This is a genomic window from Bradyrhizobium sp. Gha, assembly GCF_900113735.1.
GTDB lineage: Bacteria > Pseudomonadota > Alphaproteobacteria > Rhizobiales > Xanthobacteraceae > Bradyrhizobium.
Genome location: NZ_FOQM01000017.1, coordinates 142,662 through 156,060, shown reverse-complemented (window position 1 = coordinate 156,060; position 13,399 = coordinate 142,662). Strand labels below are relative to the sequence as shown.

The 13,399-nt window shown below is 65.0% G+C and carries 11 protein-coding genes and 1 pseudogene; 5 read left to right on the top strand and 7 right to left on the bottom strand.

The genetic code is table 11. From position 1 onward, the window contains the following. The 5 genes and pseudogenes from BM222_RS21200 to cobS all read right to left on the bottom strand — a co-directional run. A pseudogene (locus BM222_RS21200) lies at positions 1-279 on the bottom strand (IS110 family transposase); the annotation flags it as partial. Positions 280-425: 146 nt separating this feature from the next. Then, entirely contained in the window at positions 426-1,538 is a 1,113-nt protein-coding gene (locus tag BM222_RS21195; RefSeq protein WP_092231406.1) for an NADH:flavin oxidoreductase/NADH oxidase, read from the bottom strand. A gap of 215 nt (positions 1,539-1,753) precedes the next feature. After that, positions 1,754-2,845: an esterase-like activity of phytase family protein gene (locus BM222_RS21190; RefSeq protein WP_092231403.1), complete on the bottom strand. Its 1,092-nt coding sequence runs from the start codon at positions 2,843-2,845 to the stop codon at positions 1,754-1,756. Then, positions 2,842-4,743, bottom strand: coding sequence for a cobaltochelatase subunit CobT (cobT, locus tag BM222_RS21185; RefSeq protein ID WP_092231400.1), 1,902 nt, complete (start codon positions 4,741-4,743; stop codon positions 2,842-2,844). The genes BM222_RS21190 and cobT overlap by 4 nt, the downstream gene beginning before the upstream one ends. 165 nt (positions 4,744-4,908) lie before the next feature. After that, positions 4,909-5,865, bottom strand: a complete 957-nt coding sequence (cobS, locus tag BM222_RS21180; protein ID WP_502690909.1) for a cobaltochelatase subunit CobS — start codon at positions 5,863-5,865, stop codon at positions 4,909-4,911. Between the two features lie 331 nt (positions 5,866-6,196). Between cobS and BM222_RS21175 the strand changes: the two genes are divergently transcribed. From BM222_RS21175 to BM222_RS21155, 5 genes are all read left to right on the top strand, one after another. Next, a complete protein-coding gene (locus tag BM222_RS21175; RefSeq protein ID WP_092231397.1) occupies positions 6,197-6,856 on the top strand; it encodes a DedA family protein in 660 nt (219 codons plus the stop codon). Between the two features lie 342 nt (positions 6,857-7,198). Next, entirely contained in the window at positions 7,199-8,140 is a 942-nt protein-coding gene (locus BM222_RS21170; RefSeq protein ID WP_244547200.1) for an ABC transporter substrate-binding protein, read from the top strand. After that, a complete protein-coding gene (locus tag BM222_RS21165) occupies positions 8,137-8,916 on the top strand; it encodes an ABC transporter permease (RefSeq protein WP_092231390.1) in 780 nt (259 codons plus the stop codon). Before BM222_RS21170 ends, BM222_RS21165 begins: the two co-directional genes overlap by 4 nt. Next, on the top strand, positions 8,904-9,782 hold the full coding sequence (locus BM222_RS21160; RefSeq protein WP_177243349.1) for an ABC transporter ATP-binding protein: 879 nt from the start codon (positions 8,904-8,906) through the stop codon (positions 9,780-9,782). Before BM222_RS21165 ends, BM222_RS21160 begins: the two co-directional genes overlap by 13 nt. A 63-nt stretch (positions 9,783-9,845) precedes the next feature. Beyond that, positions 9,846-10,571, top strand: coding sequence for a Crp/Fnr family transcriptional regulator (locus BM222_RS21155; protein WP_092231386.1), 726 nt, complete (start codon positions 9,846-9,848; stop codon positions 10,569-10,571). Between the two features lie 90 nt (positions 10,572-10,661). Here the strand turns inward: BM222_RS21155 and atzF are convergent, their stop codons facing one another. Beyond that, complete coding sequence (atzF, locus tag BM222_RS21150; protein ID WP_244547199.1) at positions 10,662-12,053, bottom strand: allophanate hydrolase; 1,392 nt, start codon at positions 12,051-12,053, stop codon at positions 10,662-10,664. Positions 12,054-12,165: 112 nt separating this feature from the next. Further along, positions 12,166-13,383 (bottom strand): citrate/2-methylcitrate synthase, encoded by a 1,218-nt coding sequence (locus BM222_RS21145; RefSeq protein ID WP_092231379.1) that lies wholly within the window; start codon positions 13,381-13,383, stop codon positions 12,166-12,168. Between the last annotated feature and the right edge of the window lie 16 nt (positions 13,384-13,399).

The following is a 13,399-nucleotide window of genomic DNA, read 5'->3' as shown; positions in this document are numbered from 1 at the left end:
GCGATGCAGCCAGAACCCATCCAGTCCCGCCTCCTGGATGGTGATGATCGCATAACTCTCGCCCGTTCGCGCCTGTGCCTTGCGCTTCAGCTCTGCCAACAGCTTCAAAAGGTCCGCAATGTCGCCGGCTTTCACGCTGTGTCTCGACATCTTCTCGCCCTTGCCCGGCGACAGCGATGTAACCAGCCATGTCGAACGGCTCAGTTCCAATGACACAAAAATTGCGCCAAACTGTGTGCGGATAGCGGCCAGTCCGGCGGAAGGATGATCGAGCAACATCGTCGTCTCCAGGTTGGTGTGTTAGCAACCTCAGTCTGGCCTCAGACCAGGTCGCTATCCACTCCCCATGGAATCTTCGCTCCGCTCGCAATGACGAGTTTGTGGTGCGGGCTTCGCGCTTCACACAGAGCCGCGTCGTGCGTCCCTCACCGCGCCCCGAACGTCGTCTTGCCGAACAGCGCCTTCTGCGTCGAGGGCTGCGAGCGCCAGTATTGCGGCGGGGCTTCGACTTCGCCGCCGACGTCCGCAGCGGCGTGCCAGCCCCAGCGGGGATCGTAGAGCATGCCGCGGGCGAGTGCGACCATATCGGCCTTCCCGGAGGCGATGATCTCCTCGGCCTGCCTGGCTTCCGTGATCAGGCCGACCGCAATGGTGGGCAGCCCGGTCTCGCGCTTGATCGCTTCTGCGAACTGCACCTGATAGCCGGGACCGAGCGTGATCTTCTGCAGCGGCGAGACGCCGCCGGAGGAGGCATCGATCCAGTCGACGCCGCGCGCCTTCAACGCCCTGGCAAACTCGATGGTCTGCGCCAGGTCCCAGCCGCCCTCGACCCAATCGGTCGACGACACCCGCATGCCGACAGGCTTGTCGTGCGGGAACACCGCCCGGACCGCGTCGTAGATCTCGAGCGGGAAGCGCATGCGGTTTTGCAGGCTACCGCCATAATCGTCCGTACGCTTGTTGCAGATCGGCGACAGGAATTGATGCAGGAGGTAGCCGTGGGCGCCGTGCAGCTCGATGGCGTCGATGCCGATGCGCTCCGCGCGTTTCGCCGCCTCGACAAAGGTCTCGCGGATGCGCTTCAGACCGGCCGCATCGAGCGCGACCGGCGCCGCCTCGCCTTCCTTGTGCGGGATCGCCGACGGCGCCACCGTCTGCCAGCCGCCTTGCTGTTCGGGAATGAGCTGGCCGCCATCCCAGGGCCGCGCACTCGACGCCTTGCGGCCGGCATGGGCGAGCTGCATCCCGATCGCGGTGGAGCAATGCTTGCGCACGGAGGAGAGGATCTGCTTCAGCGCGGCCTCGGAGGCGTCGCTGTAGAGGCCGAGGCAGCCCGGCGTGATGCGGCCGATCGCCTCGACATGGGTCGCCTCGATGCAGAACATCGCCGCGCCCGACAGCGCGAGATTGTTGATGTGGGTGAAATGCCAGTCGGTGGGAACGCCGTCTTCGGCCGAATACTGGCACATCGGCGACACCACGACGCGGTTCTTCAGCGTCAGGCCGCGCAGCTTGATCGGGGAAAACAGGGCGCTCATGCAGGGGAATCCGGGACCGGAGGAATCGAAGCGATTGCATGAAGATTAGTGGCGGACGCACGAATTGCGAGGTGCGCGGGCGGCATGGCAGCGCGCGACGCCATGCATGCGGGTGTGGTGTGATGTCGCCCCCTACGGATGAATACGCCGCAGGGCGGCGCGCGACGTTCAAGCCGATCGCCGGCTCGCGGGTGCGACCGCTGGTCCGCGTGCGTTCACTCCACCAGCGTGAACTGCAACAGCAGCGTCCGCTGCAGCATCGAGAAATTATCGTCCGACACCATGGTCAGAACGGTCTCGCCATCGCCCGTGACGTGGACGTCGATACCCTCCATGTTGTCGATCTCGTGGCCGAGATCGGCCTCGAACACCACGGGGCCGTCGACCAATGCGCCCGGCGCGATCGCCTTCAGCGGTAACGAGCGGATGCGGATGTTGATGCCGGTGAACCAGGAGAATTTGCGCTCCAGGATGAGCAGTTCGCCCGATGGCAGCAGCACGGCATCGCTGATGAACTGCTTGTCGGTGCGCCTGATGCTGAACTGGCCGGGCGACGGGCCGCCGAGCAGGAAGCCGATCAGATTGCCGTCGGCATCGAAGCCGCCTTCGGACATCGCGATCAGCGTGCCCGCGAGCGGCTGGGCTTTCATGTCCCGCGGCACGAACACCAGCGCCTCGAGCCCCTTGTTGTAAGGCAGCTTGCGGATCGCCTGTGGCGTCGGCAGCACCTCGCCGCGGGCGCGCGTGCCACCCTTGGCAAGGTCGAAACCCATGATCTGGTTGACGCGTTCGAGCCCGACATAGACGAGCGAGCCGTCACGCGCGAGCGACTCGGTATCGTACCAGAGCCGCTTCTCCGTGATCGGACGCCCCTCGCTGTTCAGCATCGGCGCAGCCTCGACGTCGTCGAGCCCGGCCATCTTGCCGCCGGAATAGCGGATGCTGCCTGTGAACCAGGTGCCCTGATCCGACAGTGAGAGGAAGCGCTCACCTTTGTCGTCGAGGAAGCGAAAGGCAGAGAGGCCGCCGAAGCCGCGATGGGGCGAGGTCAGCACCAGACCGCTACGATAAGCGAGCCGCCCGAAGCGCGTGCGCGCACGGTCGCGCGGCTCGAAATCGGGAATCGGCCGCGCATTGACCTCGATGCCGACGGGCTCGGTGACCGCGTGCTCAGGCTGCGTCGGCCTTTGTTCGGGCTGCGCCTGCTTGGCCGTCGACTGCGCCTGCGCGAGCCGCGACAGAGCGAGAGTGGAAAATCCCGCCGCCGCGTGGCCGAGAAAGAAGCGGCGGGATGAGTGCGTGCTCACGAATGCAATTTGCGCCGCGGGCGACCGGCCGGCTGTGAGGGCGCCGTGTTGGTTTCGCTGAAGAGTTCCGCGAGCTTCTCGGTGATCGCGCCGCCGAGCTCTTCGGCGTCCACGATCGTCACGGCGCGGCGGTAGTAGCGCGTCACGTCGTGGCCGATGCCGATCGCGATCAGCTCGACCGGCGAGCGGGTCTCGATCTCCTCGATGATGTGGCGCAGATGCCGCTCGAGATAGTTGCCGGGATTGACCGACAGCGTGGAATCGTCGACCGGCGCGCCGTCCGAGATCATCATCAGGATCTTGCGCTGCTCGGACCGGCCGAGCAGACGCTTGTGCGCCCAGTCGAGCGCCTCGCCGTCGATGTTCTCCTTCAGCAAGCCCTCGCGCATCATCAAGCCAAGGTTTTTCCGCGCACGGCGCCAGGGCGCGTCGGCGGACTTGTAGATGATGTGACGGAGATCGTTGAGACGGCCGGGATTGGCCGGCTTGCCGGCGGCGAGCCAGGCCTCGCGCGACTGCCCGCCCTTCCAGGCGCGCGTCGTGAAGCCCAGGATCTCGACCTTGACGCCGCAACGCTCCAGCGTGCGCGCGAGAATGTCGGCGCAGGTGGCGGCAACCGTGATCGGGCGGCCGCGCATCGAGCCGGAATTGTCGAGCAGCAGCGTGACGACAGTGTCGCGGAACGTCGCCTCCTTCTCGTGCATGAAGGACAGCGGGTGATAGGGATCGGTGACCACGCGGGACAGCCGCGCGGGGTCGAGGATGCCCTCTTCGAGATCGAACTCCCAGGCGCGGTTCTGCTGTGCCATCAACCGGCGCTGCAGCCGGTTGGCGAGGCGCGCGACGATGCCCTGCAGATGCGCGAGCTGCTTGTCGAGATAGGCGCGCAGGCGCTCCAGCTCGTCATGGTCGCAGAGATCTTCGGCCGCGATGACCTCGTCGAATTTCGGCGCGAAGGCGTGGTATTCCGGCCCGCGCGGCTCGTTCTTACCGTGCGAATTCGGGCGTGTCGCCTCGCCCGGCGTCTCGTCGTCGCCGAGCTCGCCGTCGTCGAAGGTATCGGACGTCGAGGCCTGCGCGCTTTCCATCGCGCTGTCGCTCATCTCCTCGGATGAGGCCTGCGCCTGGTCGGCGCTCATCTCCTGCGCGGCGTCGGAATCGGGCGATCCCTCCGCACCGGACTGATCGTTGTCGCCGTCCTGGTTCTCGTCGTTGTCGTCATTGTCCTCGCTGTCGGCGCTGCGCTCGTCGCCGAGCTCGAGCGCGGTCAGGAGATCATGCACGGCATCGCTGAACTTGGTCTGGTCCTCGACCACGCGGTCGAGCCGGTCGAGCCGCTTGCCGATCTTGTCTTCGAGGATGGGCCGCCAGAGATCGACCATCTTCCGCGCGGCGGCCGGCGGCGCCAGGCCGGTGAGGCGCTCGCGCACCAGCATCGCCAGCGCGTCCGCCAGCGGCGCGTCGGCGCGGTCGGTGATCTCGTCGAACTTGCCGCGATGGAAGTGGTCGTCGAGCATCGCGGTGAGGTTTTTCGCAACGCCCGCCATGCGGCGCGCGCCGATCGCCTCGACGCGGGCCTGCTCGACCGCCTCGAACACGCCACGCGCCTGCGGATTGCCCGGCATCAGCTTGCGATGCAGCTTGGCGTCGTGGCAGGCGAGCTTGAGCGCGATGGAATCGGCGTGGCCGCGCACGATCGCCGCATCGCGTTTTGTCATCTTTCGCGCTGGTTCGGGCAGTCGCGCCTTGCCGGGCGCAAGACCCGGGCGCTCGGCCGCGAAGCTCACGTCGAGCTCGGGCGTCTTCGCGATGGCCTTCAGACAGGACGCCACCGAGCGCTTGAACGGCTCGGTCGGGGCTTCCTTGGTGTTGCGGAATTTGGAGTTGGAGGTGGTCATCTGACCCTATCTGTCGTCCCGGCCTAGTGCGCAATTGCGCACGGGGGCCGGCACCCATAACCACACAACCGGCCGCTCTTGTGTCAGGAAACCATTAGTGACGTTCAATCGAGAGATCACGCGGTATGGGTCCCGGCCTTCGCCGGGACGACATACGGCGGGAGCTCAGCTGAGCGCCACGTTGACTGCGGATTCCGGCAGCTCCGCGTTGAAGCAGCGCTGGTAGAACTCGGCGACCAGGGGCCGCTCGAGCTCGTCGCACTTGTTGAGGAAGGTGACGCGGAAGGCAAAGCCGATATCGCCGAAGATGTCGGCGTTTTCGGCCCAGGTGATCACCGTGCGCGGGCTCATCACCGTCGACAGATCGCCATTGGCGAAGGCGTTACGGGTGAGGTCGGCAAGGCGTACCATCTTGTTGACGATGTCGCGGCCTTCCTGGGTGCGATAGTGCTTGGCCTTGGCCAGCACGATCTCAACTTCCTCGTCGTGGCTGAGGTAGTTGAGCGTGGTGACGATCGACCACCGGTCCATCTGACCCTGGTTGATCTGCTGGGTGCCGTGATAGAGGCCCGAGGTGTCGCCGAGACCGACCGTGTTGGCGGTCGCAAACAGGCGGAACGCCGGGTGCGGCTTGATGACCTTGTTCTGGTCGAGCAGCGTCAGGCGTCCGGAGACTTCGAGCACGCGCTGGATCACGAACATCACGTCCGGGCGGCCGGCGTCGTATTCGTCGAACACCAGCGCGACGTTGTTTTGCAGCGCCCAGGGCAGGATGCCGTCACGGAATTCGGTGACCTGCTTACCGTCGCGCACCACGATGGAGTCCTTGCCGACGAGGTCGATACGGCTGATGTGGCTGTCGAGGTTGACGCGCACGCAGGGCCAGTTCAGGCGGGCGGCGACCTGCTCGATATGGGTGGACTTACCGGTGCCGTGATAGCCGGTGACCATCACGCGGCGGTTGCGGGCGAAGCCCGCGAGAATGGCAAGCGTGGTGGCGCGGTCGAAACGGTAGTCGGAATCGACTTCAGGAACGTGAGGATCGACTTCGGAATAGGCCGGCACTTCGAGATCGCTGTCGATCCCGAACACCTGGCGCACCGACACCTTCATGTCGGGCATACCGGAAACTTCCTCAACTTTGGACATTGCGGCGGTCGTCATCAATCCTCCGAAGCCCCGGGGCGGTCCCGAGACCAGTTATTTGCACAAAGGCTGCGGCTGGGTGCGGCTGCGAACCTATCAGAGACAACGTGCCGGCAGAAGCCCGCGCCCCAATCAAAGTTCCGTTGTCTTTTCATTTAGATAGGCAAGGAACGCGATTTTTGGAAGGCTGCCCTGCGAATTGCGCCCAAATTCGGCTCGGATAGGCGGCCTGCCCAGGCGAATGGCACTTTCACCACCGCTCCTTACTTGTGTAAGGGTCTGAACTCCAGCCCGCTACAGAAACGACGTGACGTCCTTCCTTGATCCCCTCATTTCCTTCGTTTCAGCCCATGCGGGGCTGGCCTACCTGACCTTGTTCCTGGCGGCGCTGCTCGAAGCGGTGCCAGTGGTGGGATCGGTGATCCCCGGCTCGACCATCATCCTGGCGCTGAGCGCATTGGTTCCCGGCGGGGACCTGAAGCTGCAATGGGTGCTGCTGGCGGCCGCCACCGGCGCCGTGCTGGGCGACGGCTCGGCCTATTGGCTCGGGCACCGGCAGCAGCGCAAGATCCTCAACACCTGGCCGCTGGCCAATCATCCGCGCGTGGTCCAGGAGAGCGAGAGCTTTTTCCACCGCTTCGGCACCTGGGCCGTGTTCTTCGCCCGCTTCGTGCCGCCCATTCGCGCCTTCGTGCCGATCACGGCGGGTGCGCTCGACATGCCGCCGGCAAAGTTCTACGCGGTCAACATCCCCGCGATCCTGCTCTGGGCGCCGGTCCATGTGCTGCCGGGCGTGCTGGCCGTCTCGGCCTTCCACGACTATTTCGGCGTGCCGCACCAGGGGCATCTGGGCAAGCATCTCTGGATTCTGACTGTCGTGGCGGTGGCGATCGTCCTGGGCGTGACGATCTGGATTTATCGCCGTCGGCAGAACGGCGTCGTGGCTGAAGCGAAGCCGCGCGCTTGATTGCGCAACGCCAGGCGTCAAGTCGCGTCCACGACCTTGCGCCGCTCGCGCACGATGGCCGGATCGCCGACCTTCGATGAGGGCCGCAAGCACACAGCACAGCGGGCGGGCAAACAGAGCTCCCTGTCGCCCAAACCGTGATCCGCTACGCCTCTGCAATGCGCAAATGTTCGTCAGCGAGGCGCGTTGTCGATTAATTGCTTCCCGGCGCATCGGCTTCGGATGACCCTCTCCCGATCACAGGCCGGCCATCGCGGTCGCCGAGATGACCGAAGGTGTTGTATGCGCTCGAAACCAGCTGTCCGCAGGGTCTTGTTTGCGATCTCTGCCTGTACGGTCATCTTGAGTCCTGCTTCCCAAGCCACAGCCGAAGAGTTTCTGAAGGCACGGCTTGCGCAGAACCTGGGCCCGATCTCGGGCCTCGCCATCGTCGCCAAGGCGAACGGCCTGTTCGGCAAGCAGGGGCTCGACATCTCGGTCTCGAATTTCACCAGCGGAAAACAGTGCCTCGACACGGTGATCGGCGGAGGCGCCGATATCGCGACGACGGCCGAAGCTCCGGTCACAGCGGCCGCGATGGCCGAGCAGCCGATCGCCTTCGTCGCCGGGATGGAATATTCGGATCTGAAGACGATGACGGCCGCGTCCGCCGCGATCAGGACGAAAGAGGATTTGCGCGGCAAACGCATCGGCTTCACCGCGGGAACCGGTAGCGAGGTCTACACCTCGGTTCTGCTGAAGGCGGCGGGATTGACGGCCAAGGACGTCATGCTCGTCAATCTTCGCCCCCAGGAGATGCTTCCCGCTCTGGCGGCCGGAAGCATTGAGGCATTCGACACCTGGGAGCCGCACGTCGCGAATGCAAAGAAGGCGCTCGGTGAGGGTGCCATCCTGCTCGACACGAAGGGCGTCTACTCCGAAACCTTCAACATCGTTGTGACACGATCCTATCTGGAGGCAAACCCGGCAGTGTTGAGCAAATTCCTGGCTGCGCTCATCGAAGCGGAAGGCTGGGTCAAAGCCCATCCGGACGAAGCGATCGATATCGTTGCCGCGGCGACCGGCATGAAGCGCGACGAGCTTGCGCCGATCTGGTCGGATTACGTCTATCACGTGCGCCTCGACGACAAGCTGCTGCAGACTCTGAAAACGCATGCTGCCTGGCGGCTCGAAACCGGCAATCACCCGCCGGGAGCGGCGATGCCCGATTTCTCGAAGATCATTGCGGCGGCACCGCTGAAGGCGCTTGATCCCGCACGTGTGACGCTGTCGGTCGATCCATGAGCGCCGGAGGGAGCAGCCGCACGACCTCGGCCGGACGTCTGAGCGTGCTCGTCGGCGCGCTCTCCGTGCCGGCCTTCGTCGGCGTATGGGAGTTGATCGCTCGCTCGCGGATCGTCAACGCGGTGCTGTTTCCACCACCGTCCACGGTCGCGGTCGCCGTCCTTGATTGGATCCACAGCGGCCAGTTTTTTGGCGACCTCTCTGCGAGCTTGTTCCGCGTCACCGCCGGTTTCCTGATCGGGACGGCGGGCGGGATCATGCTCGGCGTCCTGACGGGCCGGTTCAGGCTGGTGTCGAGCCTGCTCTCCCCGCTGTTTCATATCCTTCGCCCGATTCCACCGATCGCCTTTGTGCCCATCGTGATCCTGTGGTTCGGGTTGTCCGAGGCCGGCAAGCTCTTTCTCGTCGTCTGGGGTGTGTTCTTCACCGTATGGCTCGCGACCCATATCGGCGTTCAGAAGGTCGATCGCGGCCTCATTCGCGCCGCGCAGATGCTCGGCACGCCACGCCGGCAAATGCTCACGGAGATCATCCTGCTGGGGGCGCTTCCCTATATCGTCGTCGGCCTGCGCACCGCCGTCAGCATCTCCTTTTACACGCTCGTGGCCGCCGAGCTGGCGGGCGCGTTTGCCGGCATCGTCTACCGGATCGAGATTGCGCAACAGAACATGCAGACCGGGCAGGTCATGGGAGGGCTGGCGGCGCTCGGATTGCTCTCCTTCATCGCCGATCGTTCCTTCGCGGCCATTGCCGAGCGGGCCGTATGGTGGCGCTGATGCAGACCCCGCTCCGCCCGACCCCACCGCTGCGGCTCGTGGATGCTCCGCCGCAGCCTTCATCGGCCGCGCAGGAAGCGATCATCCGGGTCGACGATCTGAGTATCGTGTTCGATGTGCCGCGCGGCGAGGTCATTGCGGTGGACCGGGTGTCCCTGGCGGTGCTGCCTGGTGAATTCGTCTCGCTGGTTGGTCCGTCGGGCTGCGGCAAGTCTACGCTCTTGAATGCGATGGCTGGCCTCGAACGGCCGTTCGAGGGCGAGGTCAAGGTGGCCGGCGAGCCGATGGTGGCGCCTCGACCGGATATCGGGATGGTGTTCCAGCAGCCGCATCTGTTCCCCTGGAAATCGGTGCGCCGTAACATCGCTCACGGACCGCGCGCGCTCGGCAAGTCGAAAACGGAAGCGCTGCGGATCGCCGACGACCTGATCGACATGATCGGGCTGACGAGATTCGCGAACGCCTACCCGCATACGCTTTCAGGGGGCATGCAGCAGCGGGTGGCGATTGCTCGTGCCCTTGCAAACCAGCCGCGTGTGCTGCTCATGGACGAGCCGTTCGGTGCCCTGGACGCGCAGACCCGGGCTGTGATGCAGGATAATCTTCTCGAACTTCGCGACCGGATCAACGCCACGATCGTTTTCGTCACACATGACATCGACGAAGCCATTCTCCTGTCGGATCGCGTGCTGATCATGAGCGCCGGGCCGGGCCGCATCCTGCGGGATCTTTCCGTGGCCCTGCCGCGGCCGCGCTCCAGCGCCATTCTGACCGACCCCGCCTATCTCGCCCTCAAACGGGATTGCCTTGACCTGATCCGGACCGAAGGCCGCAAGGCGTTCGAGCAAATGGAAGCGGCGACCTGAACCAGCGCACCGAGCTGGCATGGCTCTTGAATGGATCTGCTCCAGCAATGAGGGAGCGGGCAGATGTCAGCGGCAACTCTCAGGACCACGGCCGGGATCATGCTGGCGGAGTCGGATGCTCTGGTCAGGTCCCTGCCGGGCCTTCTCGATCCCCTTGATGAGGCTGACCGGCGCCGGGTGCTGGCCATCGGTCGCCACGAGGTTCGGGAAGCCGGCAAGCATATCTGGCGCCAGGGCGACACGCAGAATGGCATCTATCTGATCGAATCCGGCCGGATCCGCAGCTATTACGCAGCACCCTCGGGGCGTGAGGTGACGCTGGCCTACTGGTTCGGCGGCAATTTCGTCGGCGGCCCGGACCTCTTCGGAGCCGGCGCGCATATGTGGTCGTCGGTTGCCGTCGAGCGCAGCCGGCTGCTGTTTCTGCCTGGCCCCGCTCTGCGCGAGCTTGCACTTCGGTCGGCGACCATCGCGGTTGCGCTGCTGGATGCACTGGCCTTCAAGGCGAGGTGTTACTCGGCCATGGCGCAAATGCTCGGCACGCGATCGGTGACCGAGCGGTTGCAGCGCCTGCTGATCTTTCTCTCGAATATCTACGGCGCGCAGCACGGCCGCGAGATCGTGCTCGGCATTCCCTTCACCCACGGCGATCTCGCCAACCTGATTGGCGCGACGCGGCAGTGGGTGACGGTGCAGCTGTCTCGCATGCAGGCACGAGGCGTCATCCGCTACGACAAAGGCCTGATCGTCATTCTGAACTTGCGCGCCCTCGACCTCGAAATCGTCTAAAGCGCGATGAGATTAGGATGAATCGTCATCGCGCTTTAGATTATTGTTCGAGCATGATCTTTTCGGAAAACCGCTACGCACTTTTCCGGATCATGCTCTGGCGCGCGCACGCGAATAGACATTCAGACCGAACAAAGCGGCGCCATTGTCCCGCTGCCATCGCGAGGCGAAGTCCAGGAGCGCGTGATCATGCCATGCGGGTGCCAGCAGGGTGACGCCCATCGGCATGCCACCGGCGAGCGTCGCGTTGGGAAGCGCCACCGCGCACAGATCCAGGAGATTGACGGCGTAGGAGTAGTGTCCCAGACGCGTATTGAGCGTGACGGGGTCTTCCAGCATCTCCGCAATGGTGAAAGGACGCGGCGCAGTCGGCACGATGAGGACGTCGATCTGCTCGAAGAGCTGCCGGACCTGCCGCCGCAACTGCAGGAGTCGATGTTGCGCAGCGAATGCATCAGCCGCGGTAAACTCGGCCGCGCAATGCAGGACCTTGCGCGTCACCTCCAGCAGATGGCCGTGATCGATGTCAAAGAGCCTGCTGATTGCCGCGTAGCGTTCGGCGATCCAGGGGCCCGAGAACAGCATTTCGCCTGCCTCGGCGAAGGGCTTGAAGTCGATCTCGCGGGCCTTGCCTCCCAGGCCCACCAGCCGCTCGCACGCCTGCTCGTAAAGCCCGTCGCATTCGGGCGACCCGAATGAATCGAGCTGAGGGGCGGAAATGCGTCCGAAGCGGAATTCGGGGGGGACGGCGGATGACGGGTCGCGCGCTTCACGGCTGTACGGATCTTCCTCGTCGAAGCCCTCGATCAGTTCCAGCAGCAATCTGCCCTCGGAGACCGAATTGCAGAAGATCGACGGACAATCGAGCGTCGGGCAGTTCGGAACGAGCCCGCGGGATGAGACAAGCCCGACGGTCGGCTTGATTCCGATGATGCCGTTGAAACCTGCCGGTACCCGGCCCGAGCCGCCGGTGTCGGTGCCGAGTGAAAAAGCAACGTGGCCGGCAGCCACGGCGACGGCCGAGCCCGAACTCGACCCGCCCGAGATGTAGCCGTCATCGGCGACGCTAGGGCAGGTGCCGTGAGGTGATCGGGCGCCTGACAGCCCGGTGGCGAACTGATCCAGGTTCGTCTTGCCGATACAGATTGCGCCGGCCGCGACGAGGCGCTCGACGCACCGGGCCGATCGCTCTGCAACATGGGCGAAGGAGGGACAGGCCGCCGTGGTCGGCATGCCCGCCACGTCGATGTTGTCCTTCACGCCGAACGGCACACCGAGGAGAGGCAGGAATTCACCCTGCGCGGCACGCCGTGCGAGAGCGTCGGCCTCCGCCAGCGCCTCTTCCTTCGGCCTGACATGAATCCAGCAATTGCGGTACTGGTCGCGTTCGATGCGCGCGTATGCCGTCGCGATCGTCGAACTCAGTTCGGACAGCGTGCGAACGGGACGGCTTCGGCGAGATAGAGCGGCGGCTTGCGACACAAATGGCTCCCAGGAGATCGAAGGAGCCGCAAAACTGCCCGGAGCTGGACGGGGCGGAAAGCAATTAAGCGCCTCGGGCTGCCGCCGTGGTCGGGACCGCAAGCGGGAGCGATCAGGAGCTTCCCGCCCGTCTTGCCGGGGCAGGTCCCACATACCTTGCCCGCGGCCGGATCAGCCTGCCGAACCGCAATTGCTCGCTCGCATGCGCGATCCAGCCGACGCTGCGGGCCATGGCAAACAGGGCGAGCTCGCTGCCGGCAGGCAGGCGCAGTGCGTGCGCGAGCACGGCGAGCACGTAGTCGATATTGACGAACTCCCCGGTCGCCTCCGCGATCCGCTCCGGCACCTCTTTGGTGAATTTGCGCGGTGCGCCGGCGCGCGCGAGCGCATTCAACAGGGATTGCGCACGGGGATCGCCGTGCTTGTAGACGCCGTGGCCGAAGCCCGGAAACCGCTCACCGAGCGCAACGCGCTCGCGCACCATCGGCTCCACATCGCGATCGACCAGGGTCTTGACGAGCTGCGAGGCCAGCACGCCGGCGCCGCCGTGCTTCGGGCCTTTCAACGCGGCGAGACCGGCGATGACGGAGTCGTAGAGATTGAGGCCGGTCGAGGCCGCGCAGCGCGCTGTGAAGGTCGAGGCGTTCAATTCGTGGTCGGCCAGCAGCACGAGGACGCGGCGGATCAAATCCGGCGCATGCTTGTTGTCGCGTGCCCAGATCCGGGCGATCTGCTGATGCAGCGGCTCCGGCGAGGGCTCGGCATTGAGCATGGTTGCGACCAGCAGCCGGACGATGCGTCCGCCGACCATCGCGCGGCCATCAGGCGCGCGTGTGAAGGCTCGCGAATCTGCGCTGGTCGCGAGCGCGAGCACCGCGATGGCGCGATCGATCGGCGCGGCACGGCGCGCGGCGTCCGCGATGGCGCGCATCTCGTCGGAGATTTTCGGCTGATTGTCGGGAGCAAAAGGATCGACCTCCGAGACGTCCCAGAGCAGCGTTGCGGTGTGCTCCAGCGTGTCGTTCTCAGCGAGATCGACGCAGTTGACGCCGCGGTAGATGGCGCCCTCCTCCGTGATGGTCGAAATCTCCGTGTCCATCACGGGCAGATCGGCATCGAAGCTGCGCAAGCCGCGCGGCTCCGGCGATGGCACCCGGCGCTCCTTCAAGGCGCGGACGTCCTCGGCCCGATAGCGATTCTTGCGCGAATCCGGCGTCGGCTCGGAGCGGATCAGGCCGCGGCTGACATAGGCGTAGAGCGTGGCGGGCGAGATCGCGAGCTCGGCAGCCGCTTCCCGGGCTGAGAGATAAAGGCCGTCAAAATTTTTCATATTGATTGATGTAATC